Source organism: Halobiforma lacisalsi AJ5 (assembly GCF_000226975.2).
GTDB lineage: Archaea > Halobacteriota > Halobacteria > Halobacteriales > Natrialbaceae > Natronobacterium > Natronobacterium lacisalsi.
In genome coordinates this window covers 480,925-506,352 of record NZ_CP019285.1, presented here as the reverse complement: position 1 = coordinate 506,352, position 25,428 = coordinate 480,925, and the positions used below count along the sequence as shown (strand labels likewise).

Here is a 25,428-nt window from a genome sequence, read left to right as displayed (position 1 = left end):
AACAGATGCCGAAAGTAGAAAACTGGCAGCTCGGCCGCGAAGTGGAGTACCCCTACGAGGGGGCGCGTCCCGACGACCAGTGGGCGGCCATCTTCGACCTGAACAAGTGTATCGAGTGCCAGACGTGTACGCTCGCCTGCAAGACCACGTGGACCCACGAGGAAGGCCAGGAGCACATGTTCTGGAACAACGTCGAGACCAAACCCTACGGCTCCCATCCGGTTGGGTGGGACCAGCGCACCCTCGAGGACATGGGTGCCGGGGAGTGGGGAGACGACGGCACCTACGAGGGGGACACGATCTTCGAGGCCGAGGACGTCGACTGGGACGACCCCGAGAACCACCCCCAGGAGACCATGCAGGCGCGCGACGACGTCGCCGGGTTCCTGCCCGACGCCGACGACATGCGGTACCCGAACCTCGGCGAGGACGAGATCGCGGGCGACACGATGGAGTCGATCAGCCACTTCGACGAGGAGACCCACCCCGTGTGGTTCTTCTACCTCCCGCGGATCTGTAACCACTGTACGTACGCCGCCTGTGCCGGCTCCTGTCCCGTCCCGGCGATCTACAAACGCGAGGAGGACGGCGTGGTCCTCATCGACGAGGAGTCCTGCCAGGCGTTCCAGCAGTGTAACGAGGCCTGCCCCTACAAGAAGGCGATCTACAACCCCGCCGAGAGCATCTCCCAGAAGTGTATCGGCTGCTACACCAAGACGGAGCAAGGGAAGGCCCCGCAGTGCTTCGAGAACTGCCTGGGGAAGATCCGCCTGCACGGCTACATCAACCCGCCCGAGGAGGCCGACGACTCCGACCCGGCCGAGGAGCCGACGAACCCGCTCGACTTCGTCGTCCACCAGAAGGAACTGGCGAAGCCGCTGTACCCGCAGTTCGGCCTCGAGCCGAACGTCTACTACGTGCCGCCGATCACGGCCCCGACGGACTATCTCACCCAGATGTTCGGGCCTGGCGTCGACGACGCCATCGACACCTATCGTGCGATGCGCGACGGCGACGAACCCGAACTCGAGGGGCTGTTCAAGCTGATGGGGTCGACCGAGTGGTCGATCACCGCTTTCGAGATCGACGGCGATGAGGCGGTCGGCTACTACGAGGGCGACGAGGTCGGCCGCGTGCCGATCACCGAGCCCACCGCCGAACGGGACCGCTACGACGAGGACGAAGAGGTCTACCGACTGGACATCACGTAACCATGACCGAGAACACCATCCTCGGCGGTCCGCCGAGCGCGGCCGGCGAGACCGAGGAGCCGACGCCGGAGCCCGAACCGGAGCCGATCGACCCGCCCGGCGACCTCGAGACCGCGGTCCACCGCAGCCGGCTGTATTCGCTGTGCTCGCTGGGATTCGACCGCCCCGGCGACGACTTCGCGGCCGCCCGCGAGGACGGGGCCTACCGTAAGGACCTGCAGGAGTCGGCCGCGGCGATCGACGAAGACGTCGCGGACGCGGCGGCGGCCGTCGCCGACGCGCTCGAGGGAGCCGACCACCGCGAACTCCACGACCAGTGGGCGTCGCTGTTCGGGGTCGAGGAGGGCGTGACCGTCTCCCCCTACGAACTGACCTACCTGCCGGGGCCGCTGATGACCAACGTCCGCCGGCTCGCCGACATCAGCGGTTTCTACGAGGCGTTCGGCCTGTCGATCGCCGAGGGACAGACCGACCGCGGCGACCACGTCTGCTTCCTGACGGAGTTTTTGAGCCACCTCAGCCACCGCGAGGCGGCGCTCCGGATGGACGGCGACGACGACGGCGTCGAGGTCGTCGTCGACGCGCGCCGATCCTTCCTCGAGGACCACCTCGGCCGGTGGTACTGGCGGTTCGCGGACGAGGTCGGCGACCACGACGACAGCGAGTCCGGGTTCTACGCCGCGCTCGCGGAACTGCTCGCGGCGCTGGTCGAACTCGAGGTCGAGCGGCTCGACCTCGACCCCGACTGGGTGCCCGACGACCCCGAGGTCACGGAGTGGAACGAGGACGTCTTCGGCGACACGGGCCGTGGCTGTGGCGGTTGCGGTGTCGACGCCGGCGGGCCGAGCGACGTCGAACCCGGTCGCGTGCCGGGCGTCGATCCCGCGGCGGACGCCGACCCTGACCCCAACCCTGACCCCGACCACGACTCCGACGTCGGCGGAGACAGCTAGCTCGGCGGGGACTCCTTCCGGTCGTTTTTCCGTCGCCCGTTCTTCACTCGCCGCGAACTCGAGTCTCGGTCACCGCTCGACCAGCAGCGACCGGTCCAGTTCCGCGATCGCCTCGCGTCCCGAAAGCCCCATCGTCAGATCGAGGTCCCCGAGGAAGTTCCGACAGACCTCCGCGACGCCGTCCTCCCCGTCGATCGCGAGCCCGTAGGCGTAGGGCCGGCCGAGAAACACCATCTCGGCGCCCAGCGCGAGCGCGACGACCGCGTCCGCGCCCCGACGGATCCCGCTGTCGAACAGGACCGGCGCGTCGCCGTACCCTTCCCGCTCGAGGTGATCGACCACCCGTGGCAGCGCCTCGATCGCCGGGAGCGCGTTGTCGACCTGGCGGCCGCCGTGGTTCGAGACGATCACGCCGTCCGCGCCCGACTCGAGCGCCAGGACGGCGTCTTCGTGGTGGACGATCCCCTTCACGAGGATCGGCAGGTCGGTCAGGCCGGCGAGCCACTCGAGGTCGTCCCACGTCAGCGAGGCGTCGCCGAAGACGTCGACGAACTGCATGACGGCGGCGTCCTCGTTCTCCGCTGGGTCGCCGCCGACCAGGTCCTCGAAGACGGGATCGGTGAAGTAGTTGCCGACCCCCTCCGCGTCGAGGAAGGGGAGGTACGCCTGCTCGACGTCGCGTTCCCGCCAGCTGATCACGGGCGTGTCGACGGTGACGACCAGGGCCCCGTACCCCGCCGCCTCGGCGCGCTCGACGAAACTCCGGGTCAGGTCGCGATTCGAACTCCAGTATAGCTGGAACCAGGCCGGCCCGTCGCCGACGGCGTCGGCTACTTCCTCCATCGGCTCCGTCGCGGCCGAACTCGCGACGAACGGGAGCCCGAGGTCGGCGGCCGCCCGCGCCGACGCGAGTTCGCCCGCCTCGTGGAGGATCGACTGGACGCCGATCGGCGCGAGCCCGACCGGCGCGGGGTAGCGCTCGCCGAACAACTCGACCGAGAGATCCCGATCCGCGACGTCCCGCAGCATTCGCGGGACGATCCGCCACCGCGAAAACGCCTCGCGGTTCTCCCGTTCGGTGCGTTCCGCGCCCGCGCTCCCCGCGACGTACGCGAACGCCTCGGGCTCGAGGGCGTCTTCGGCTGCGGCCTCGAGGTCCTCGAAGCGCGGCGGCAGCGCGGGCCGTCGGTCGGCGAGCATCCCCTGGGTGTAGACGTCTACCAGCCGCTCACGCCCGTACGACGGGGAGCGACCGGACTCGTTCTCGTCGGACATATAGGCGGGGTTCGAAACCCGCCGGAAAATAGGTTCGGGGCCGTGATCCCTCTCAAACGACGACTCCCCACCGAAACTTGACAACCGGGTCGAACGAATCTCGAACGGAATGGTCGAGCCAGCCACCCACTCGCTCCTGACGCTCTCGTTTCGCGTCTTCATCGCGTTTGCCATCGGTGCACTCATCGGTCTCGAGCGGGAGCAGGCCGAATCCGGTGGTACGTTCGCAGGCAGTCGTACGTTCCCCCTGTTCGCGATCGTTGGTGCGCTCGTTTACGCGTTCTTCCCCGCGCTACTGCCCGTTGCAGTGGGTGCCCTCGCAGTGCCGTTGACCGTCGCATACGCCGGAAAAATCTGGATGGAACGGGATCTCGGCCTGACGACCCTGACGGCTGCAATTCTCACTGTCATACTCGGGGCGTTGACGATGCACTCGGAACGGGGAGCAGAACTGGCAGTCATCGTCGGTGGAGCCGTCACCATTCTTCTCTCGGCCAAGGGTGAGATACACGATTTCGTCGACCGAATCGGTGAGGACGAACGCCGTGCAACGATCAAGTTCGTTCTGGTGGTGGTGGTCGTCTTGCCCCTCTTGCCGGACCGCGAACTCGACGTACTGGCCGGACTCAATCCCCGGTTCGTCTGGCTCATGGTCGTCTTTGTCACCGGTTTGAGTTTCGCGGCCTATCTCTTGAGCCGGATCGTTGGTCCAAAGCGGGGGACTGCGCTGACCGGGATCGTAGGGGGATTCGTCTCGTCGACGGCGACCACGGTGTCGATGGCCGAGCGGACGGCGGACGCACCGCCGCTTTATCCCGTCTCGACCTTTTCGATAGTCGTTGCTTCCACGATCATGTTTCCCCGGGCGTTGGTCGAAGTTGCGGTCGTCAATCCGGCGCTTCTGCCGCGGGTGATCGTTCCCCTGGGAGCGATGACCGTCACCGGTGCGCTCGTTGCTGCCCTCGTGTACCGGGGGGCGACTGACGAGACCATCGTCGAAACGGAGATCACGAACCCGTTTAGACTCCGGACCGCACTGTTCTTCGGCGTGATCTTCGCAATCGTCCTTCTCGTCTCCGAGTCGGCTCATACCTGGTTCGGCGTGTCGGGCGTGTACGCAACTGCGTTTCTCTCGGGGCTCGCCGACGTCGATGCGATAACGATTACGCTGAGTACGCTCGCAGCGGAAGGGTCGATCTCTGCTACGGCTGCAACGACGGGCATCGTTATCGGCGCTATCGCGAACACGATCGTGAAAGTCGCGCTCGTGTGGGTTCTCGGAACGCGCCAACTCGGCAAACTCGTCACGGGTCTGCTCGGCGTGGTTTCAGCCGTCGGTATCGTACTGGTGGTCGTCTAGTAAGTAATATCGGGATTGTGATGACGGTCGCGACCTCGACCGCGACCGCGATCAAAGCGGCCCCGTTCTTACAGCAACTGGACGTCGTCGATCCCGAAGTGACGGTCCGCGAGCCGACGGGCCGCCTCGATCGTTCGACCGTGCGAACCGATCGCGACGCCTCGATCCTCCTGTGCAACCTCGACGTATGCGACCGTGTCCTGATTCTTGCTGATCGTCACGTTGTAGACGGCCGCGGGCGCGAGCGCGTTCGCGACGAACGTCTCGGGGTCGTCGGCCCCTTCGACGAGCCGAACCGGCATTCCGACCCGGTCCTCGAACCGCCGGATCGTGCGGCCGTCCGGGCCGATCGCCTCGCCCATGCGGCCGGTCGCGACGACGATCAGGAGGCGTTTCTCGAGGTCGCGGTCGGGGTCGGAACCGCCAGCACTCGAGCCGCCGTACCCGCGCGTGCGGCCACGGCCGCGGTCGGGGTCGTCGCCGCCGGTGACGATGCAGTCCCGACCGTCGACGCCGGTTTCGTCCTCGAACGCGGCGAGGTACTGCCGGGCGTCGTCGTCGAGGGTGACGCCCATCGATCAGTCGGCCTGGCTCCCGCTTCCGCTTCCGGAGGAGCCGGAGCCGATCGATCCCATCCGGAGGTCGACGTCGCCGGTGCCGAGCTTGATCGGTTTCCCGACGATGACGTTCTCCGTGACGCCGTCCAGATCGTCGATCTCGCCGTGGATCGCGGCGTTGAGCAGGTGGTTGACCGTGACCTCGAACGCGGCGCGGGCCAGCACGGACTCCTTCGAGCCCGAGATGCCGTGGCGACCGATCGACTCGATCTCGCCACGGTTGGTCATGATGTCCGCGACCAGCATCAGGTGGCGAACGTTGACGTCGTCCAGCCCCTGCTCGGCCAGCGTGTTGTTCGTCTCCTCGATGATGGCCTCGCGGGCGGCCTCGATGCCGAGGTTGCGACGGATCTCGTGGATGTTGTTACACGTGGTGCGAGAGGCGTCGACGCCCTCGATCTCGAGGACGTCGCCGAAGGCCGACCCTTCGGTGTAGAGGACGAACTCCTCGCTGCCGTCGTCCATCTCCTCGCGCCGGATGACGACCCGGGAGATGTCCTCGATTCCCTTGAACGTGATGTCGCGCAGTTCCTCGACGAGCTGGAGGAGGTCCCGGTACGACGGTTCCTCGGGCCCGAACTGGATCTCGGTGCCCTGCTGGACCGTCTGTACACCGAGGTTGTCCTCGATGATCTCGGCGACCTCCTCGGGCGTGATCATCCGCTCCTCTAGGGTGTCGCGGTTCAGCGAGATCTGGACCCGCATGTCCGCGACGTTCGTCGAGACGTCACCCAGCGCGAGGATCTTCGTCGCCTCGATGTTCCAGACGACCTCGTGGGCCCGCTCGCGTTCGGTGGCGTACTCGTCCTCGAGGTGGACGGTCATCATCGGCGTGTCCGGGGTCTTCCGGGCGTCGACCAGTTCGATCAGCCGCGGCAGCCCCTGGGTCACGTCGATCTCCGCGACCCCCGCGTAGTGGAACGTGTTCATCGTCAGCTGGGTTCCGGGTTCGCCGATCGACTGGGCCGAGACGGTCCCGACCGGGTCGAGCGGATCGACGCGGGTGTCGACGTACCGGGTCTCGACGGCCTTCGCGAGCTCGTCGGCGTCCTCGACGGTCGCGTCCGGGCGACCCTCGAGTTCCTCGTAGACGTCGTCCTTGAGCCGTCGCGGGAGATTGGTGTCCTCGACGACCGCGATCGTGTCGTCGGAGACGTCGTAATCGACTTCAGTCATCGGAGCTCACCTCCGTACTCTCGACGGAGAGACGATCGTCCGCGTGCTCGGAGAGGTTCGTCGGCCGCGGGCGACGGCCGAGGAACTCCTGTTTCTCCTGTTCGGACTCGAACTCGGAGTCGAGGACCCGATCCGCGATGTTGGCGACGTCGATCTCGTTCTCGTCGCCCGAGGAGACCTTGACCGGCGAGGTACCGTCCTCGCCGAACTCGAACTGGACGATGGTGTCCGAGGTGTCCCGGACCGTGCCGTCGTACTGGGTCTCGAGTTCCGACAGTGCGTTGATCAGGCGGCGCTGCAGGTACCCGGACTTCGACGTTCGGACTGCGGTGTCGACCAGGCCCTCGCGGCCACCCATCGCGTGGAAGAAGAACTCCCGCGGGGTCAGCCCGCTGGTGTAGGAGTTCTCGACGAAGCCGTGGGCCTCGGCGGAGAGGTCGTTCTCCGCGTAGTGGCTCAGCGTCCGGTTCTCGTACCCGCGGTTGATGCGTTCGCCCCGGACCGCCTGCTGGCCGACACAGCCGGCCATCTGGGTCAGGTTCAGCATCGACCCACGGGCCCCGGACTCGGCCATGACGACCGCCGGGTTCTCGCTGGTGAAGTGCTCGTCCGCGATGTTCCCGGCGTTGTCACGGGCCCGCGAGAGCGTCTGCATGATCTTCATCTCGAGGGTCTCGTCGATCGTTCGGCCGGGCAGGGACTCGAGTTCGCCCCGTTCGTAGGCCTCGATGAGTTCCTCGACGCGATCGTAGGCGTCGTCGATCGTCTCGTCGATGCGTGCCTGGGCCTCCTCCGGAATCGTCTCGTCGTCGATCCCGATCGAGAACCCGAAGTGCATGATCGACCGCATCGCAAGCGACGCGACCTCGTTGATGAAGATCCGGGCGCGGGTCTTGCCGTAGATCTTCGTGATCGTGTCGACGATCTCGCCGCCGAACTCGCCGACCTCGTCCTCGGCGATCGTCCCCTCGAGGAGCTGGCCGTCCTCGATGACGACCTTCTCGCCGACGGTGCCGGTGAACTCGAGGTTCAGGTCGTCGGGCAGCAGTTCGGAGAAGACGTCGTACCCGGTCCAGAACGGTTCGCCCTCGTCGTCGATGCCGCTGGGTTCCGGCAGTTCGTCGATCCGGGTCGCACGCAGGAGGTCGAGCGCCTGCGTTTCGTTGAACCGCGGGTTGTTGTGGGTCAGCAGGTAGGTGCCCGAGATGTGGTCCTGGATGGCCCCGATGATGTTCTCGCCGAACCGCGGCGAGAGGATCTGTTCCTGCACGCGCATGAGGACGCGGGCCTCGGCGCGGGCCTCCTCGTTTTGCAGCGCGTGCATGTTCATCTCGTCGCCGTCGAAGTCGGCGTTGTACGGCGGACAGACGACGGTGTTGAGCCGGAAGGTCTTGTACGGCATGACCACGACCTCGTGGGCCATGATCGACATCCGGTGCAGCGACGGCTGGCGGTTGAAGATGACGATGTCGCCGTCGATGAGGTGACGGTTGACCTCCCAGCCGGCCTCGACCTTCTCCGCGAGCTGTTCGCAGTTCTTCTCGGTCACCTTCAGTCGGCGACCGTCGGGGCGACGGACGTAGTTCGCGCCCGGATGTCCCTCGGGGCCGTTGGAGACGAACCGGCGGGCCTTCTCTAAGTTGCGCTCGGTGACGTTCATCGTCTGGGTCATCTCCTTGGCGACGCGGTCCGGGACGCCGACCTCGTTCAGCGAGAGGGTCGGGTCCGGGGAGATGACGGTACGAGCCGAGAAGTTCACGCGCTTCCCGGACAGCGAGCCACGGAAGCGACCCTCCTTGCCCTTGAGTCGCTGGGAGAGGGTCTTCAGCGGCCGACCGGAGCGGTGTCGAGCCGGCGGCGTCCCCGAGATCTCGTTGTCCATGAACGTCGTCACGTGGTACTGCAGCAGTTCCCAGAGGTCCTCGATGATGAGTTGCGGGGCACCGGCCTCGCGGTTCTCCATGAACCGCTGGTTGATCCGGATGATGTCGACCAGCTTGTGGGTGAGGTCGTCCTCGCTACGCTGGCCGTTGTCCAGCGTAATCGACGGCCGCGCGGTGACCGGCGGGACCGGGAGGACGGTGAGGATCATCCACTCCGGACGCGAGCGGTCGGGGTCGATGCCCAGCACCTCGATGTCCTCGTCCGGGATCGCCTCGAACCAGTCCCGGATGTCGGAGGGCATCAGCTTGTTCGTGTCCTCCTCGGTGAGGTCGACGTCCAGGGCCTTCTCGATGGCCTTGCGCTGGCTCTCGCGGGGCCGGAACGATCCCGAGAGGATCTCGTTGATCCGGCTGAGTTCGATGTCGGTCTCCTCGGCGAGTTCGTCGGGGGACATCCGCTCGCCGTCCTCGCCACCCTGCATCGCGCCGGCGATGCGCTGGGAGTACTCGCTGGTGAGGACCTGCTGGACCTCGTAGTACGTGGTGGGCTTCTCGTGGTCGATGTCGTACTGGATCTCGCCACAGTGGGGACAGCGATCCTTTTTTCGTGCCTGGCGGATCGCGGCCTTCGTGACGTCGTTCAGGTCGCGACCGAGCTTTCGAGATTCGTCGATCTGGCCGCGGAACTCGTCGCGCTCGTCCTCGGTAAGCAGGAGCTTGGAGCACTCCCGACAGGTGCCACGCAGGAGCCGTCGAATGAGCTTCGTGAAGCCGACGTGAATGACCGGCGCAGCCAGTTCGATGTGGCCGAAGTGGCCGTTACACGACCCCGAGTGCTTCCCGCAGGTCTTGCACTCGAGTCCGGGGTCGATGACGCCCAGCCGCGGGTCCATCAGCCCCATGTCGATGGGGAAGCCGTCGTCGTCGTACGTGTCGGCAGTGATGATCTTCGTCGCGCTCATCTCCCGGTACTCCTCGGGCTCCATGAGCCCGAAGTTGATCGATCCGATGTTTTTGGGTGTACTGTTTCGCATGATTGTGACTTAGACGGCGTCCTCCAGTTCCAGTCGCGGTGCGATGCCCAGGGCCTTCATCTCGTCCAAGAGGAGCTTGAACGCGTAGCTCATCTCGATCTCGTGGATGTCCGTCTCCTCGTCACAGTTCGGACAGTAGACGCGGCGCTGTTCGACGTTCTCGACCGCGCTCATCCCACATTGTGCACAGATGGGGATGTACTCGCGGTCGGACTCGTCGAGCAGTCGTTCCTTCAGCGTCATGGCCGCGCCGTGACCGATGAACACGTCCCGTTCCATCTCCCCGATACGGAGACCGCCCTCGCGGGCGCGTCCCTCGGTGGGCTGGCGGGTGAGCACTTGCACGGGACCACGCGAGCGAGCGTGCAGCTTGTTCGAGACCATGTGGTAGAGCTTCTGGTAGAAGATCACGCCCACGAAGATCTCGGCCTCGATCTTCTCGCCCGTAATTCCCGAGTACATCGTCTCCTTGCCCGAGGACTCGAAGCCGGCCTCCTCGAGTCCTTCGCGGAGTTCCGACTCGTCCTCGCCGAGGAACGGCGTCCCGTCGACGCGCCGACCCTCGAGCGAGCCGAGTTTGCCGCCGATCATCTCGAGGATGTGCCCGACGGTCATCCGCGAGGGCAAGGCGTGGGGGTTCAAGACGAGGTCCGGGACGACGCCGTCCTCGGTAAAGGGCATGTCCTCCTGGGGCGCGAGGTGGCCGACGACCCCCTTCTGGCCGTGTCGCGATGCGAACTTGTCCCCGAGTTCGGGGATCCGTTCGTCGCGCACGGAGACCTTCGAGAGCTTCGAGCCGTCCTCGCCCTCCATCAGCGTGACGGTGTCGACGACCCCGGACTCGCCGGAGCGCATCGTCACGCTCGTTTCACGGCGCTTCTGGGGCGAGAGGCCGCCCATGTCGTCCGGCTCCTCCAAAAAGCGCGGCGGGGAGGTCTTCCCGAGCAGGACGGAGTTCTCGTCGACCGTCGTCTCGGGGTTGACGAGGCCGTCCTCGTCCAGGTGCGCGTAGGCTTCCTCGCCGCGGGCACCACGGACGTCCTGGGAGGGGATCTCGAAGCGGTCCTCCTGGCCGCCCGGGTAGCGCCGCTCCTCGCCCTCGTAGGTCCGGAAGAAGTGCGAACGGGCGAGCGCGCGTTCGACGCTGGCCTTGTTCATGACCAGCGCGTCCTCGATGTTGAACCCTTCGTAGCTCATCACGGCAACGACGAAGTTCTGGGCTGCAGGGCGGTCGTCGAAGCCGATCTGCTCGGTCGTCTGGGTCTTGACCATCGACAGCTGCGGGTAGTGCAGCAGGTGCTGGCGCGTGTCCGGCCGGATTCGGTAGTTGGCCGACGGCAGCCCCAGCGACTGCTTGATCATCCCCGCACCCATCGTAATGCGCGGGCTAGCGTTGTGCTCGGGGTAGGGGATCATCCCCGCACCGATCCCGAAGATCAGCTGCGGGTCGATCTCGAGGTGGGTGTGGTCCGCGGTGAGGTCGTCCTCGTCGACGGCGACGAGGATGTCTTCTTCCTCCTCGGCGTCGATGAACTCGACGTAGCCGTGGTCGACGAGGTCCTCGAACTCGAGGTCACCGTTCCGGAGCGCTTCGATCTCCTCGTCGGAGATGCGCGGTTCGCCGTCCTCGACGACCAGCAGGGGGCGTCGGGCGCGGCCGGCGTCGGCGTTGATGATGACTTCCCGCGTGCGCTCCTTGACGGAGACGTTGACCATCTCGCTGACGTCGCCGATGCGGCGCGCTTCGCGGATCTGTTCGGCTAGCTCGTGGGGGTTCGGGTGGGTGCCCACCAGCGACCCGTTCACGTAGACTTTGGCTTCGCGTTGTTGGCTGCTCATGGATTAGTCGTCTGCTGTCGTCGATCGTTCGATGCTCTCGATACCCGGAATCCCCTCGACGCCCATCGAGGCGAGTTCGCGCTTGAGCGCCTGTTCGTCTTCGATGTTCTGGGAGAGCTCCATCGCCTGGGCGAAGTTCTTCACCAGGCCACAGTTCGGTCCCTCCGGCGTCTCGGAGGGACAGATGCGACCCCACTGGGTCGCGTGCAGGTCCCGCGCCTCGAAGTGGGGCTGGGACCGCGAGAGCGGCGAGCGCAGTCGCCGCAGGTGCGAGAGAACACCCATGAAGTCGGTCCGGTCGACCAGCTGGGAGACGCCCGAGCGGCCGCCGACCCAGTTGCCCGTCGCGATCGGGTGCTCGAGTCGCTCCGTGAGGACGTCCGAGCGGACGACCGTCGAGACCGAGAGGTTCCGGTTGCGCATGTTGGCGCGCTCGAGCTGGTACTTGACGTCCCGGGCGAGCTTGTTCAGCGCGGTCCGGAACAGGTCCTTCATCAGGTCGCCGGAGACCTTCAGCCGCTTGTTGGCGTAGTGGTCCTTGTCGTCGGACTCGCGGCGACCGAGCGCGAGTTCGAAACAGGCCTCGGCCATCCGACAGAGGTAGTGGGCCTTGTTGATGCGGACGTCCTCCTCGTCGACGCCGTCCTCGTGGAGATGGGGCAGGAGATACCGGTCGATGACGTAGTTGGCTCGCTTGAGCTGGTAGTTCTTGCCCTGGCCGGAGGCGACGCGTTTCCCGAGCATCTCGATGGCCTCCTCCTCGGTCTGGACCTCCGCTTCCTCCAGGTTCTCGAGCATGTACTTGACGACCTCGGGGTCGTTCGAGACCTTGTGGACGATCTCCTCGTCGCTCTCGAGGCCAAGCGCACGCACGAGGGTGACGAAGTTGATAGAGCCGGAGACCGACGGGAACGAGACCTCGAGCAGGCCGTCCCGCGTTCGCTCACACAGCACCAGCGCCCGATACCCGCGACGCTGCGAGAAGGTCTTGGCGACCTGGATCTCGTCGCCGTACTTCGTGTCGTACTCGGCGAGGATCTTGTTCGGCGCGAGGTCCTCGCTTGTCATCAGCACCCGCTCGGAGCCGTTGACGATGAAGTAGCCGCCGGGGTCGGCGGGGTCCTCGCCGATCTCGATCAGTTCGTCGTCGCTAAACCCGGCGATGTTACACTTGTCGGAGCCGACCATGATCGGCATCCGACCGATCTTCGTCTCGGTGGAGTCGACGACACGCTCGTCGCCCTCCTCGCCCTTGACGATGGACATCTCCATGAAGACGGGCGCGGAGTAGGTGATGTTCCGGAGGCGGGCCTCCTGCGGGTAGAGCAGTTCTTCCGAGCCGTCGGCCTCCCGAACGCGGGGCGTGACGACGCGAACGTCACCGAGTTCGACGTGGACGGGCTCCTCGCCTTCCTTGTCGCCGATGTCCGTGTCGATCGTCTCTTTCTCGTCGACGACCTCCTGCATCCCCCGGTTGAGGAAGGCGTTGAAGGAGCGGAAGTGGTGTTCTGCGAGCCGTTCCCTCGAGAAATATTCGCGCGAGATGTCCCGTCGTTTTTCGCGGTTGAGTTCCATTGCCATTTATTCCACCACGAGTCGGTATACGACTGCCTGATCGGTTGTTCGTGAGTCCCGAACGATCTTGATGACGTCTCCGACCTCCGCCTCGTCAGGGAGCGCGGGGTCGTTGCGCTTGATCTTCGGTAAGTCTGTACGGTCGATGTCGTACTCGGCGAGCACCTCCTCGAGTTCGTCGTCCTCGAGGACGGTGTGCTCCGGCACGAGTTCGTGTTGGCTTACGTCTACCATGTTGAGTGGGTGTTCGTGTGCGTGTGCGCTATCGGGAGAGAAGCGGCTGTCACGAGATACTACAGCCAGGTAGCGCCGGGAGGCATTTAACGGTTACTAACTCGGACCAGAAGCACGGCTAACCGGCCGGGCGAACCTGACCGGAGGGAACGATCACACGCGACAGTAGCCGGTTGTCGGTTAAATTCCTTGGGGTGGTCTACAGTTCGTGCCGGAAAACGGGGCCGATAGCCGGTAACACCGGCGATCGTTACAGGTAGCCCAGCAGCGTGCCGGCGAGTACGAGAACCCACGCGAGGGTGCCGGCCAGCAGGAAGTTGTTGAATCGCGTCTCCCGGGTCGCCCGTCGGGCCGCGCCGGCGGCGATCAGGCCGAGTGCGACGACGACCAGCATCCGCTGGACCACGACGTCGAGGGGCAACACGTCGACCCCCAGCAACGAGTAGTCGAGCCAGATCGCGACCGCGAGCGATCCCGAGGCGGTGACGGCAGCGTCGAGGCGGTGCTCGAGGCCGCTCGCGATCGCGTACGTCGAGATCGGTACCCCGGCCGCGATGAAGGGGTACAGCAGGGAAGCGATCGCGTGTGCCGAGAGGGCGTCGATCGTCCGGTCGAGGGCGATGCCGCCGATCCGAACGCCCAGGACGATCGTCAGGATCGTCGCCGCGAGGATCAGGTGTCGCGCTTCGATGCGGTCGGCGGAGGCCGAGAGCCGTTCGCGATCGGCGTCGGTCAGCCGCTCGTCGATCGCTCGGCGGACCGACTCGAGCGGCCCGTCCGTCCCGTCGTCGGAGCCGCGCCCTCGCGTCCGCCCCGCCGCCAGCGCGAGGACCGCGGCCGTCGCTGCCGCGGTCAGGTCGACCTGCGTCGCCCAGCCGTCGGCGTCGGAGGGGCCGCTGTTGGCCAGGTAGATCCGCTGGACGTCCTCCTGGACGTCGACCCTCGGGATCGCCATCAGATCGTTCTCGAGCCGAAGTTGGGCGGCCTCGACCCCGTCGACGCGGTGACGGAGGGTGAACCAGTCGAAGTGCTCCGAGTGGGTCTGCATCGCGATCCACCGGTCGTCGGGGTTGGGACTCTCGTAGGCGCGGATGTGATAGCGGTACCCGTAGTACTCGCCGTCCTCGTACTGGACGGTCTCGGTGGTCCAGTAGGCGTCCTCGCCGGGGCCGGGGTCGACGTACGCGTAGCGGGTCGCGCCGTCGGCCTGTGACCAGGGGATCTCGGTCGGGGGGATCGGCCGGATTCCGTCTTCGATCTCCGTGCCGACGCCGTCCGCGCCGGCGGTCGCGTTCTCGTTCTCGCTTTCGTTTTCGAACGCCTCGCTGCCGTTCGCCTCCGTCGCGTCGGTTTCGTTGCCGTCCAGGCCGACGAATTCGTCCGCGTCGAAGTGATCGTGCTCGGGTTCTTCCCAGTCGCCCTCGCCGTGTTCGGCCAGCAGCCGCAGCGTCCGGTCGGCGTCACCGCGAACGACGACGTTTACCGGGCTTCGCTTTTCGTGGGTCCGGCGCTGGTTGAGGTACGGCCAGAAACCGCTATCACTATCCTCGAAGGAGACGATCTCCGGTTCGGGCTCGTCCGCCTCCTCGGGAGCGACCCGATCGGTCGACGGCGAGAAAAGCAGCGATGGCCCGCCCACGAGGAGGAACGCGGTTGCGAGGACGGCCAGCGTGATCACGGTCGAGCGGCGCATACTCGAACGGGTACCTCCTGTCGACGGATAGATCTGATGATAGGTCCCGTGCCGACGGATAGATCTACTGATCGGTCGGTGGATGTACCGCCCACCCGCGGTGCTCGCTTACGGCCGGGCCGACGGGGCCGACAGAGATGAAGGGGTGTCAGGGCGGTCCGCTCGAGAGCGACATACGGGCCGACGATCGATCGTCATACGGACCGCTGTAAGCCAGTTCCGGTGCGACCGCAGGACGACGGTCGCGCCGAGAACTCGTTCCAGCACTCCGTTTCAGTTCTCGACGTCGGGACCGATCGTCAACACGGGGACGGGCGACTGCCGGACGACGCGCTGGGAGACGCTGCCGACGACGTTGTTCTCGTAGTCGTCGCCGCTGGTCCCCATCACGATCAGATCGACGTCGTTCGCGTCCGCGTAGTCGACGATGCACTCGGCGGGGTGACCGGTGTCGACGGCGGTCTCGACCTCGAGGCCGTGATCGGCGGCGGCCGTCGCCGCCGCGTCGGTCGCTTCGCGTGCGTTCTCCTCGAGGTCTTTGCGGACCTGTTCGACGCGCTCGTCGTCTAACACGAGAAACGAGCGGTCGTCGACGACTGACAGAACGTGTACCGTCGCGTCTCGCGTCGTCGCGACGTCGAGCGCGTGCTCGGCCACTGTCTCGGCGTGATCGCTCCCGTCGGTGGGAAAGAGGATCGTCTCGTACATCTAGTCGGACCACTGGTGCGGGAGGAAAAAGACCTTCTCAATTCCCGGTCGCCCCGTGTGAACGGCTCGCGCGTTTGATCCGGAGTGCCGCCTGACGCCCCGTCCAGCCTGTCACGACCGATTCGCGCCGCAGGGTTCTGCTCGACGAGCCGGCTCGCGGTGCCGGCCCCGATTCGCTCCGACCGCCCCGGGTCCCCGCTGTCAGTCGGACCGGGACGGCCTCCAGGTCACTTCGATCTCGATCGTTTCTCGCGTGCCGCGAAGCATTGGGGAGCGCTCGACGACGTCGACCGAGAGGTCGACGGTCTCCGGGGGATTGAGCTGCACCGTCTTGTTGCCGACCTGAATTTGCACGCTTTGCTCGTCCAGCTCGCCGTTCTCGGCGAACTCAGTGCCGAGGTGTTCGAAGAACGCCGCGAGTTCGTCCCGCGTGAGCGTTTCGTCGGCCGAGGTCCGGTCCGCCATGAGGACACGTCGCAACGCCGTCAGCAAAAGTATGGGTTGGCAACGCGCCCCTAATTTCCGTTTACCGTAACGAAACGGTTCGAAGGGAGTCCTTACTCCCATTGGATGACTCGAGGCTCGAGACCAACGACTAAAACAGGTTCGCCTGCTGGTACACCGAGATCCCGTCGTCGGTGATCTCGTACGGCTTCTTCTCCCGGGAGTGGTTCGCGTCCCTGATCTTCTGGATCTCGATCGCGAGCCGCGTCTCCCGGAAGTCGTCCGGCCGGACGTACTGCATGACGAAGACGGCGTCCGTGAGGTACTCGACGATTCCGTGCCGGGACGCGTAGGGGTTCTCCTCCGCGGCCTCGCTCGTCAACAGCGCCGTTACGCCCGCCTCCTTCAGCCCCTTCGTGAAGTCGTAGACCTCGTTGCGGCGCTTGGCACGGTTCTCGTACATCATCTCGAGCAGCGAAACCGAGTCGAGCACCAGCCGGGTGGCCCCGAACTCCTCGACGAGTTGCGGGAGTTCGTTGCGGATCGAGGCAAGGCTGTTCGCCATCTCGACCGGGTCGAGGTCGACGATCGCGAGACTCCCTTCGTCGACGTACCGATCGAACGGCATCCCCTTCTCGGTCGCGCTGTCGATCACTCGCTGGCGGCTCTCCTCGAGGGTGATGTACACTGCGCGTTCGCCGTCGGCGAGCCCCCGGTCGAGGAACTGGAGTCCGAGGGTCGTCTTCCCGGTGCCGGCGCTGCCGATCGCGACCATCAGCGACCGTTCGGGGACGCCGCCCCGGATCATCCGGTCGAGTCCCTCGACGCCGAGTTCGGTCCGCGGGAGGTCGCTGTCGGGCTCGTCGTCGAAATCATCACTGCCCGGGCCGCCGAACCCGAAGTCGACGGCGGCGCCGGTGCCGGTGTCGGCGCCGGAACCGGGCTCCTGCATCCCGCCAGCCATCTGACTCGCCCCGTCGGATTCGTCGCCGACGTCCGGGACTGCGGCGTTCTCGAGGGCGTCGCCGAAACTCTGATCGAAGAGGGGGCTATCGTCGTCGCCCTCGTCGCCCTCGTCGGACTCGGACGGCGGATCGGGCTCGAGATCGGGGTCCGCTTGGTTGGGTTCGAGATCGGGTTCTACTTGGGCGGGGTCGAAGGTCGGCTCCGCGTTCACGTTTGCGTTCGAGTTCAGGTTCGGATCCGGGTCCGGGTCCGCTATCGGCTCGAGCGATTCGTCGCCGATCGCGTCCCCGTCGGACGAATCCGAATCGCTCCGTTTGCCCGCGCCCTCACCCTCGCCCTCGCCGACCGCCTCGTCGACGATGTGGGGTTCCGGTTCGAACGGGCCTTCCGACGGCGGCGACGGATCGGGTGGACTCGAGTTCGGGTCCGAATCCGGAGCCGCCTCGGCCTCGTCGTCCCACTCCTCTTCGAACAGGTCGGAGTCGTCGGGGTCGTCGGGGTCGTCGCCCTCGTCCACTTCCGCCAGCGCCCGCTCGAACCAGTCGTCGTGGTCATCGCGGCCGTCGTGGTCGTCGTGGTCGTCGAAATCGTCAGTCACGAGCACCACCGCCGGGAATCGACGACAACGGGGACGTCACGAGCGTGGGTCGGCGGAGCGGCCGCCGGTGTCCTCCCGGGAACGGCCACATGCGAACCCGAGCGCAACGGCTCGCAGTCGGTATCGAGGCCGTCGCCATCGTCGGTCGAAGAGAGAGGGAGTACGTCATAGATCTGCGACGGATCGGCGCGCTCGGTCGAGACCGCTCTCCGCGCGTTCACCTATTCCGAGTGGACCCACTCGCATTAATGTTGTTGCCCGCTGGAGCGTCGACCGGGGGTGACTTTTTCATCGCGGGGCCGGTATCCGCTGACGATGTCGGGAGCCGCCGCGGTCGGAATCGTCGCCCAGCGGAACAACGAGCGCGCCCACGAACTCGCCGCGGCGCTGACCGAGAGCCTCGAGCGCGAGTTCGACGTTGCGGTCGCGGTCGACGAACTCACCGGCGACGCGATCGACGTCGCTGGGATTCCGGTCGCCGAGATGGCCGACCGCGACTTCGTGGTGAGCATCGGCGGAGACGGAACCCTGCTGTTCGTCGCCCGCGAAGTCGGCTCGACGCCGATCGTCGGCGTCAACCTCGGCGAGGTCGGCTTTCTCAACGCCGTCCCGCCCGGCGATGCTCCCGACGTTATTACCGATCTCGCCGCCCGCCTGCAAGAGACCGGCTCGCTCGAGGCCGAGGCCCGGGAACTCGCCCGACTGCGAGCGACCGGCCGTGGGAGCGACTGGACGCTCGAGCCCGCGCTCAACGAGATCAGCGTTCACGGCCCGCGACGCGGTCCGGGCGGCGGGGCGACGATCGAGGTCCGGATCGACGGGAAGCGGTACGTCGAGAGCCACGCCGACGGCGTCCTCGTCGCGACCCCGACTGGCTCGACCGCCTACAACCTGAGCGAGGGCGGGCCGTTGCTCCGGCCCGACACGGACTCGCTGGTCGTCACCCAGATGGCCGCCGCCGACGCGATGCCGTCGCTGGTCGTTGACGCCGACAGCGAGGTGACGCTGTCGATCTCGGAAGCCGACATCGCCTACGCGATCAGCGATGGCCGCAACCGGCAGCACCTCGAACCGCCCGCGACGGTTTCGGTCTCGCTCGCGGACGACCCGGTTCGACTCGTCGGCCCGGAGGCGGACTTCTTCGGCGGGCTGGAGAAACTGGACTAACTCTCCCCCTCGATCAGTCGCTCGAGCTGCTCCGGCGGCACCGCGCCGCGGGCGGCGTGGCCCTCGTAGACGAACGTCGGAACGCCGGTCACGCCGCGCTTTCGTGCGTCGTCGAACCGATCCTCGAGAGTCGCGCGCAGGTCGTCGTCCGCGAGCGCCTCGGTAACCGCGTCGGCGGGGAGGTCGACGTCGGTCGCGAGATCGATCAGCACGTCCTCGTCGCCGATGTCGCGGCCGTCCTGCCACAGCGCCTCGTAGATCGCGTCGTCGAAGGCGGTCCACCGCTCGGGAGACTCCCGCTTGACGTGCCAGGAGACGAGTTGCGCCTCGAGGGAGTCGACGTCGGCGGCGATCTCCTGGGCCATCTCCACGTCGTAGCGCTCCTGGAGGCGGCGGACGTTTGCTTTCGCTTGCTCGAAGTACTCCTCGTCTTTCCCGTCGTCGACGTCGTGGTCGATCGAGCCGTCGGGGTTGCGCTTCCCCCGCCGCAGGTCGTAGGGATGCCACTCGATCTCGAGGGGGTCGTCTCGGCGCTCGCGGTACCGTGCGAGCGACTGTCTGCCCAGATAACAGAAGGGGCAGACGTAGTCGGCGTACACCTCGAGGCGGTCGGGCGCGTCGTCTACGGACATTGACGACGGTAGCGGTTCCGGATGGAAAAGTCGTCGGCTACCGACGGGTAACCGGGTGACGGAGTTACGGTTCGTCGTTCGCCCCGTCGTCCCTGTCCCCGTCTTCGGCCGCCTCGGCCGTCGGAACGTCGTCCTCCGTACCGGCGCTCTCCGGCAGGTTCGGATCCCGGTACGGGTTCCGCCCGTAGGCGGGGAGGTCGTCCTCGAGTTGCGATTTCAGCACGCGCCGGAGCCGGTTCAGGCTCGTCGTGTCGAGGCCGTACTTCGCCGCCAGTTCCTTGAACGTCGGCTCGTCGGCGATGTCGTGGGCACGGTACTGCCCGAACAGCTCCTCCATGCGGTCGGGTGACAGTTCCTGGGCGTCGACATCGTCCAGCCCGAAGTACGAGCGACGGTCGACGTCGACGACGTGGCGGATGACCACGAGCGCCACCTTCGGGATGGCCCGCTGGCTGCCGAACTCCGTGAGGTCGATCTCGTCCATGACGCCCAGCGCCAGGTCCCGCTGCCACGGGGTCAGCTCGAGGGCGTTACACAGCGCCTGGGTCGTCCGGAGCCGGTCGAGCCGGTGGGCGCGCTCGCTGTAGCCCGGCGTCGCCGCGTGCTGTTCGTCGTGAAGCCGGCGCACGCTCTCGGAAACGTCCGAGTCGGGCGACTCCGGGCGGCCGATGACCGTCGCGCTCGGGGTGACGATACCCCAGCGCCGGACGGTCGAATCCCGTTGGACGTCCGCGCGGGAGAGAGCACCCGAACCGGGGCGGGTCTCGAGGCGACGATCGGAGTGGGGGTCGGGAGCCGGGTGAGGGCGGCCGCGTCGGTACTCGAGACCACCCTCGCGCTGGCCCGAACCGTCGGAGCCGTCCGCGACCGGCGTCGGTCCGTCTCGCGAGCGGGGGTCGGCACCGTCGTCTCTCATCTCGTGTGTCGGTGAGTGAGGGAAACGGAAAAAGGCTCGCACCCGTCGCACTGTCGGATATCGTAACTCCTAGCGGTTCTGACTGGTCCGCGGGGGTTCGACGGCGGGGCTCGACCTGTGCTGTAACTGGCGCACATCTCGCTCGAGTCCGATCCTGCTACTGCCGGACCAATGCATATACCGATCGCACTCGAGACGCGATCGGGTTTTACCGACTGTCGTCCAGTAGTACGAGCAGCCACGCCGTTCCCACCGATACCCGCGACTCGGCGGCGAATCGTTCCGCGAAAATCCCTTCGTATCTCTACCTTGTGACCAGAGACACTTAAAGAACGGAGCGACGCGGCCCGCGAGGGATAGCACTTTGCGACCTGCTATCAAACGTCGGGACATGAATCTCCGCAGCAGGTTCGGGGAACCGGACCCGACGCCCGCCGTCGTCCTCGCGGAGGGCGAGTTCGGCGAGCCCGGGGGGAAGACCGCACACGGCGTCGTGATGCACAGCGAACTGTTCGAGGCCGCGGTCGTCGTCGACTCCGGGACGGCCGGGACGACCGCCGACGAGGTCCTCGAGAACCCGTCGGTCGACCCGATTCCGGTCGTCGCTTCGGTAGCGGACGCGCTCGAGCGAGCGCCCGAGGCCGAGGCACTGGTGATCGGGGTCGCGCCGGCGGGCGGCGACCTCCCGGAGTCGTGGATCGATGGAATCCGCGCAGCGATGCGGGCCGGTTGCGACGTCGTCTCGGGGCTGCACGTCTTTCTCTCCGAGCGCGAGGAGTGGGCCGCGTTCGCCGCGGAGACCGGCGTCGACCTCTACGACGTCCGAAAGCCGCCCGCCGAGGACGACCTTCGCGTTGCGGACGGGAGCGTCGACGACGTCGACGCGGACGTCGTGCTGACGACGGGGACCGACTGTGCGGTCGGGAAGCGGACGACGGCGTTCGAACTCTACCGGGCAGCCCGCCGGGTCGGCCGCGACGCCGCCTGGGTCGCGACCGGCCAGACCGGGATCATGGTCGGTGCCCACCGCGGCGTCGTGATCGACCGCGTACCCGCGGACTTCGCGGCCGGGGTGGTCGAGGACCTCGTCACCGACGTCGCGGCCGACCACGAAATCGTCTTCGTCGAGGGACAGGCATCGCTCGCCCACCGCGCGTACTCGGGCGTCACGCTGTCGATCCTGCACGGCTGCTGGCCCGACGCCGTCGTGGTGGCGGACGACCCCGCCCGGAGCGAGCGAACCCACTACGAACAGTGGCCCGTGGCCGGCCTCGAGCGGGAGATCGATCTGATCGAACGCCTCTCGGACGCGACGGTCGCCGCCGTCTCGACGTGGGGCGATCCAGACGAGGCGAGCGCCCGCGACCTCCCGGCGGCGAACGTCTACCGTGACGGCGGGCCGGAGCGGCTGCTCGAGGCCGTCACGGATGCGCTTTAAGCGTTATCGACCGCGACCGTCTCCCCGGCGCGCCCGTGCGGCGTCGATCATTCCGTCGACGAACGCGTCCAGTCGCGCCGGCTCCGGTCCCGGGCGCACGTGGACGTTCGGATCGATCTCCCGTGGCGGATACGCGAACTCGCGGCCGACCCTGTCGCCGACCTTCGCGTCGCCGTCGCCCGCCCGTTTGCGCTCGAGGAGGGCTCGAGCGCGCTCGATCCGTTCCGGGTCGAAGACGGCCGGGGCTTGCTCGCGGAGGAAGGTTTCGAAGGAAAGTGCGGGTAGGTCGTGGTCGGGGTCGTGATCGTGATCGTGGTCGTGGTCGTCCTCGGCGCACTCGCCGGTCGCCCGGAGGTACCGTGCGTACATCGCCGCACGACAGATCGTGAGGTTGCGCTTGACCGTCGGTCGGGTCGCCGTCTCGGCGTAGCGGTCGTCGTCGGCCGAAATCGTCCGTTGCTCGTCGCCGTCTCGAACGACGTAGGTCGTCGGTCCGTCCTCCGGCCCGCGCACCTCCTCGATCGGGTAGGTCTCGCCGTCGCGGACCAGGTGCTCGGAGAGGTACTTGCGGTAGTTGCTCGCCGCGATCGAGCGCCAGTCGTGGTAGAGATCGATCGGGTTGTACGTCCGCTCGAGGTACGCCCGCAGGTCGGCCGGATCGAACGCGTCGCGGTACCGGATCGGGCTCCGACAGAGCGCGAGCGCGCTTTCGTTCGAGTCGGCGAGCAGTTCGGCGAACCGCCGGACCTCGAGCCCCTGGAGTTCGATCTCGTCGCGTTCGGCGACGATCGTTTCCTCGGGTCCCTCGAGGTGAGCGTACCGCCGGAGGTCGGTCGGCACGAAGACGAACCCGACGTCGTAGTCGCTGTCGGGACCGGCCCCGTCCCAGGCGTGGCTGCCGCGGGCGACCGCCAGCGGGACGGCGACCTCGCGGCGTTTCACCAGGTCCTCGAGAGCTTCGTCGACGGCCATACGAACGCGTGACGGAACGGGAGGCACGGCTAACCGAACGGAGGTCCACGCGAAAAGCCCTTCGTAGCTTCACCTTGTGACCAGAGGTACTTAAAGAACGCTCGGGTCCCGTTTCCGGCCGCACCGCTCGAGGGTCGGTATCGGCAGAGAATTTCCCGTCGTAGCTTCATCTTGTGACCAGAGGTACTTAAACGACGACGAGGTCGATCGAGTCTCTACTCGGGGGTATGCACTCGGAGGCCAGCCCAGAGTGACGGCCGTTCCCGAAGGCCGTCGCTATCGGGGAACGTGAGACCGGAGAACGACGTCTTCCCGTCGTATCTCCACCTTATGACCAGAAGCACTTAAAGGACGATCGGCAACTGTGCTCGAGCGGAGTTCAGTGATCGAGGCGGTTGCGCCGCTCGAGGGTGAGTCCAGCCGAAGTAATCCGCCGACGACTTCCCGTCGTAGCTTCACCTTGTAACCAGAGACACTTAAAGCACGATCGCAGCGTGTCCTCGTTCCGCTCGAGCAGGAGGGTCGCGACTACCGGATCACGATCTTCGGAGGATTTCCCGTCGTATCTCCTCCCTGTGACCAGAAGTACTTAAACGGAGACGAGGTCCGGGTCAGTCGGGAAACTCACTCGAGAACGGACGCAGTCCACGAAGGACGGACGCGTCTCTGGAGAACATGAACAGCCCGAGTAATCGGCCGACCTCCCGTCGTATCTCCACCTTGTGACCAGAGATACTTAAACCGCCGTCGCGGTGCGTCCCCCGATTCCGTTCGAACGGGAGCGTCGTGACTGTCGGATGGCGTTCTTCGGAGAATTTCCCATCGTATCTCCACCTTGTGACTAGAGACACTTAAAGAACGACGTCCGCTCGAGCGCCCTCCACGTTTTCTCTCCTCGAGCGGTGGGCGCGGAGAGTTCGTCTTCCGAAAGGTCTAATCGCACCCTTCCCTGAATGCGGCCAATGAGTCACCAACTCCCCGACGTACAGGCGACGTCTCCGGACGTCACCGTCGGCCTGAGCCAGGTCGGCGTTACGGGCGTGGAGAAACTCGTCAAAATCGCCCGCGAGGAGGACCGGCCCATCGTACTCACCGCCGAGTTCGAGGTCTTCGTCGACCTCCCGGCGTGGCGCAAGGGCGCCGACATGAGTCGCAACATGGAGGTCATCGACGAAATCCTCGAGGACGCCACCCGCGAGGAGGCCTACCGCGTCGAGGAGGTCTGTGGCGAGGCCGCCGAACGACTCCTCGAGAAACACGACTACACCTCCCGCGCCGAGGTGTCGATGGAAGCGGAGTTCATGCGCCGCGAACGGACGCCAGCCAGCGATCGCGAGACCCAACATACCGTCGACATCATCGCCTCCGCGACGGCGACCGACGAGGGCACGCGCGAGGAAATCGGCGCCGAAGTGACGGGGATGACGGTCTGTCCCTGCTCGCAGGGGATGTCAGCGGCGCGCGCGAAACAGACCCTCGAGGACCTGGGCGTCGACCAGAAGACGATCACCGAGTTCCTGAACGAGGTCCCACAGCCGGGCCACTCCCAGCGCGGGCACGCGACGCTGACCGTCGAGGCCGGCGGGGATCCTGACGTCGACCTGAACGACGTGATCGATATCGCGCGTGACTCGATGAGCGCGCGGATCTACAACCTCGCGAAACGCCCCGACGAGGACCACATGACCTACGAGGCCCACGCGGACGCCAAGTTCGTCGAGGACTGCGTGCGTTCGATGGCCGAGGGCGTGGTCGAGGAGTTCGATCACCTCCCGGACAACGCGGTGATCACGATGAAACAGTCGAACGACGAGTCGATCCACCAGCACAACGCCCACGCCGAGCGCATCGTCGAGATGAAGCGATTGCGCGAGGAAGTAAACGGGACCGCCGACGATTAGCCGTCGAATCCCCACCGAATAGACACTTAAAAGGTCAGCGGCTCCGCCTCCTCCCACCGCGGTACGAACTCGTCCTGAACGTTCGCCGCGAACTCGGGATCTTTCAGGTCGATCATTCCGAAGGGATCGCCCGACGCGAGCGGGTTCGGAATCTGGATGCAGACCTCGACCCCGTCGATGACGTTGAACGAGCCCGTCACGTTGTCGTTCGTCCGGACGTCGAAGTCCTCCCGTTCCTGCAGGGACGTTCGGTACCGCCGGCCCACGTTCTCCGACAGTGCACCGACCAGATCGCGGCTCATCAACACGTTGACCGAGACGCCACGATCCAGCGCGTTCTCGAGTTCCGCGAGGACGTCCTCCCCCGCAGTCTGCATGTCCCGTTGCGGAACCGGGTTCGCGGCGATCATCACGATGTCCCGGTCGGCGGCCGCCAGCCGCTCGAGCAGCAGGTCCTTGGTCTCGTCGGGGCCGACCGCGGCCGTCCAGAACTTCTCCTCGACGGGTTCGGCCGCGTCGAGTTCGTCCGAGAGCTCGTCGACGATCGACTCGTACTGGTCGGCCTTCTCGTCGAGTTCGCGTTTCTTGTCCTCGAGCAGGCGGTCGAGCGCGGTCGAAGGTTCGACCGCGACGTACTTCTTCGGGCGGCTCGCGGTCTGGCTACGGACGAGGTTGTACTGTTCGATGCTGTTGAGCACGTCGTAGATCCGCCCCATCGGGACGTCGCTCGCACGCGACAACTCCTTGGCGGTTGTGGGGCCGGTGTTCAGCAGCGATCGGTACGCTCGAGCCTCGTACTCCGAGAGCCCGAGATCCCTGAGACTGGCCATGTTCGA

At 66.3% G+C, this 25,428-nt stretch carries 21 protein-coding genes; 6 read left to right on the top strand and 15 right to left on the bottom strand.

The window, feature by feature from the left end:
- The first annotated feature begins 5 nt into the window (after positions 1–5).
- Together CHINAEXTREME_RS02335 and CHINAEXTREME_RS02330 are read left to right on the top strand one after the other, a co-directional pair.
- The gene (locus CHINAEXTREME_RS02335) at positions 6–1,211 is read left to right on the top strand and encodes a 4Fe-4S dicluster domain-containing protein (protein WP_007142114.1); all 1,206 of its coding nucleotides are present in this window, start codon (positions 6–8) and stop codon (positions 1,209–1,211) included.
- A 2-nt stretch (positions 1,212–1,213) separates the two neighbouring features.
- Positions 1,214–2,164 carry a TorD/DmsD family molecular chaperone gene (locus tag CHINAEXTREME_RS02330; protein WP_007142115.1) on the top strand — a complete coding sequence of 317 codons (951 nt, stop codon included), beginning with the start codon at positions 1,214–1,216 and terminating at the stop codon, positions 2,162–2,164.
- Positions 2,165–2,233: 69 nt separating this feature from the next.
- On the opposite strand, the gene CHINAEXTREME_RS02325 is transcribed toward CHINAEXTREME_RS02330, so the two are convergent.
- Positions 2,234–3,439 (bottom strand): alpha-hydroxy-acid oxidizing protein, encoded by a 1,206-nt coding sequence (locus tag CHINAEXTREME_RS02325; RefSeq protein WP_007142116.1) that lies wholly within the window; start codon positions 3,437–3,439, stop codon positions 2,234–2,236.
- 109 nt (positions 3,440–3,548) lie between these two features.
- Between CHINAEXTREME_RS02325 and CHINAEXTREME_RS02320 the strand changes: the two genes are divergently transcribed.
- Positions 3,549–4,799: an MgtC/SapB family protein gene (locus CHINAEXTREME_RS02320; RefSeq protein ID WP_007142117.1), complete on the top strand. Its 1,251-nt coding sequence runs from the start codon at positions 3,549–3,551 to the stop codon at positions 4,797–4,799.
- A 68-nt stretch (positions 4,800–4,867) separates the two neighbouring features.
- Here the strand turns inward: CHINAEXTREME_RS02320 and CHINAEXTREME_RS02315 are convergent, their stop codons facing one another.
- The 10 genes from CHINAEXTREME_RS02315 to CHINAEXTREME_RS21345 form a co-directional block, all read right to left on the bottom strand.
- Positions 4,868–5,374 carry a NusA-like transcription termination signal-binding factor gene (locus CHINAEXTREME_RS02315; protein ID WP_007142118.1) on the bottom strand — a complete coding sequence of 169 codons (507 nt, stop codon included), beginning with the start codon at positions 5,372–5,374 and terminating at the stop codon, positions 4,868–4,870.
- A 3-nt stretch (positions 5,375–5,377) separates the two neighbouring features.
- On the bottom strand, positions 5,378–6,592 hold the full coding sequence (gene rpoA2, locus CHINAEXTREME_RS02310) for a DNA-directed RNA polymerase subunit A'' (RefSeq protein WP_007142119.1): 1,215 nt from the start codon (positions 6,590–6,592) through the stop codon (positions 5,378–5,380).
- Positions 6,585–9,509, bottom strand: a complete 2,925-nt coding sequence (locus CHINAEXTREME_RS02305; protein WP_007142120.1) for a DNA-directed RNA polymerase subunit A' — start codon at positions 9,507–9,509, stop codon at positions 6,585–6,587. The genes rpoA2 and CHINAEXTREME_RS02305 overlap by 8 nt, the downstream gene beginning before the upstream one ends.
- A gap of 9 nt (positions 9,510–9,518) precedes the next feature.
- A complete protein-coding gene (gene rpoB, locus CHINAEXTREME_RS02300) occupies positions 9,519–11,348 on the bottom strand; it encodes a DNA-directed RNA polymerase subunit B (RefSeq protein WP_007142121.1) in 1,830 nt (609 codons plus the stop codon).
- Positions 11,349–11,351: 3 nt separating this feature from the next.
- A complete protein-coding gene (locus CHINAEXTREME_RS02295; protein ID WP_029601457.1) occupies positions 11,352–12,929 on the bottom strand; it encodes a DNA-directed RNA polymerase subunit B'' in 1,578 nt (525 codons plus the stop codon).
- Positions 12,930–13,157: a DNA-directed RNA polymerase subunit H gene (locus CHINAEXTREME_RS02290; RefSeq protein WP_007142123.1), complete on the bottom strand. Its 228-nt coding sequence runs from the start codon at positions 13,155–13,157 to the stop codon at positions 12,930–12,932.
- Positions 13,158–13,407: 250 nt separating this feature from the next.
- Positions 13,408–14,850 (bottom strand): SAM domain-containing protein, encoded by a 1,443-nt coding sequence (locus CHINAEXTREME_RS02285; RefSeq protein WP_007142124.1) that lies wholly within the window; start codon positions 14,848–14,850, stop codon positions 13,408–13,410.
- A gap of 273 nt (positions 14,851–15,123) precedes the next feature.
- Complete coding sequence (locus CHINAEXTREME_RS02280; RefSeq protein ID WP_007142125.1) at positions 15,124–15,558, bottom strand: universal stress protein; 435 nt, start codon at positions 15,556–15,558, stop codon at positions 15,124–15,126.
- Between the two features lie 201 nt (positions 15,559–15,759).
- Complete coding sequence (locus CHINAEXTREME_RS02275; protein WP_007142126.1) at positions 15,760–16,023, bottom strand: amphi-Trp domain-containing protein; 264 nt, start codon at positions 16,021–16,023, stop codon at positions 15,760–15,762.
- A gap of 130 nt (positions 16,024–16,153) precedes the next feature.
- Positions 16,154–17,572, bottom strand: coding sequence for a KaiC domain-containing protein (locus tag CHINAEXTREME_RS21345; protein WP_007142127.1), 1,419 nt, complete (start codon positions 17,570–17,572; stop codon positions 16,154–16,156).
- A gap of 309 nt (positions 17,573–17,881) precedes the next feature.
- On the opposite strand from CHINAEXTREME_RS21345, the gene CHINAEXTREME_RS02265 reads away from it, so the two are divergent.
- Positions 17,882–18,733 (top strand): NAD(+)/NADH kinase, encoded by an 852-nt coding sequence (locus CHINAEXTREME_RS02265; protein WP_007142128.1) that lies wholly within the window; start codon positions 17,882–17,884, stop codon positions 18,731–18,733.
- On the opposite strand, the gene CHINAEXTREME_RS02260 is transcribed toward CHINAEXTREME_RS02265, so the two are convergent.
- Together CHINAEXTREME_RS02260 and CHINAEXTREME_RS02255 are read right to left on the bottom strand one after the other, a co-directional pair.
- Positions 18,730–19,365: a DsbA family oxidoreductase gene (locus tag CHINAEXTREME_RS02260; protein WP_007142129.1), complete on the bottom strand. Its 636-nt coding sequence runs from the start codon at positions 19,363–19,365 to the stop codon at positions 18,730–18,732. The two genes, CHINAEXTREME_RS02265 and CHINAEXTREME_RS02260, sit on opposite strands and share 4 nt — an antisense overlap.
- Positions 19,366–19,429: 64 nt before the next feature.
- Positions 19,430–20,281, bottom strand: coding sequence for a hypothetical protein (locus CHINAEXTREME_RS02255; RefSeq protein ID WP_007142130.1), 852 nt, complete (start codon positions 20,279–20,281; stop codon positions 19,430–19,432).
- 391 nt (positions 20,282–20,672) lie between these two features.
- Between CHINAEXTREME_RS02255 and CHINAEXTREME_RS02250 the strand changes: the two genes are divergently transcribed.
- Positions 20,673–21,719 carry a DUF1611 domain-containing protein gene (locus CHINAEXTREME_RS02250; protein ID WP_007142131.1) on the top strand — a complete coding sequence of 349 codons (1,047 nt, stop codon included), beginning with the start codon at positions 20,673–20,675 and terminating at the stop codon, positions 21,717–21,719.
- Positions 21,720–21,722: 3 nt separating this feature from the next.
- Here the strand turns inward: CHINAEXTREME_RS02250 and CHINAEXTREME_RS02245 are convergent, their stop codons facing one another.
- Entirely contained in the window at positions 21,723–22,718 is a 996-nt protein-coding gene (locus tag CHINAEXTREME_RS02245) for a nucleotidyltransferase domain-containing protein (RefSeq protein WP_394295310.1), read from the bottom strand.
- A 935-nt stretch (positions 22,719–23,653) separates the two neighbouring features.
- Between CHINAEXTREME_RS02245 and mptA the strand changes: the two genes are divergently transcribed.
- The gene (mptA, locus tag CHINAEXTREME_RS02240; protein ID WP_007142133.1) at positions 23,654–24,592 is read left to right on the top strand and encodes a GTP cyclohydrolase MptA; all 939 of its coding nucleotides are present in this window, start codon (positions 23,654–23,656) and stop codon (positions 24,590–24,592) included.
- A 26-nt stretch (positions 24,593–24,618) separates the two neighbouring features.
- Here mptA and CHINAEXTREME_RS02235 read toward each other — a convergent pair whose 3' ends face one another.
- On the bottom strand, positions 24,619–25,422 hold the full coding sequence (locus tag CHINAEXTREME_RS02235; RefSeq protein WP_007142134.1) for a TrmB family transcriptional regulator: 804 nt from the start codon (positions 25,420–25,422) through the stop codon (positions 24,619–24,621).
- Positions 25,423–25,428: the final 6 nt, after the last annotated feature.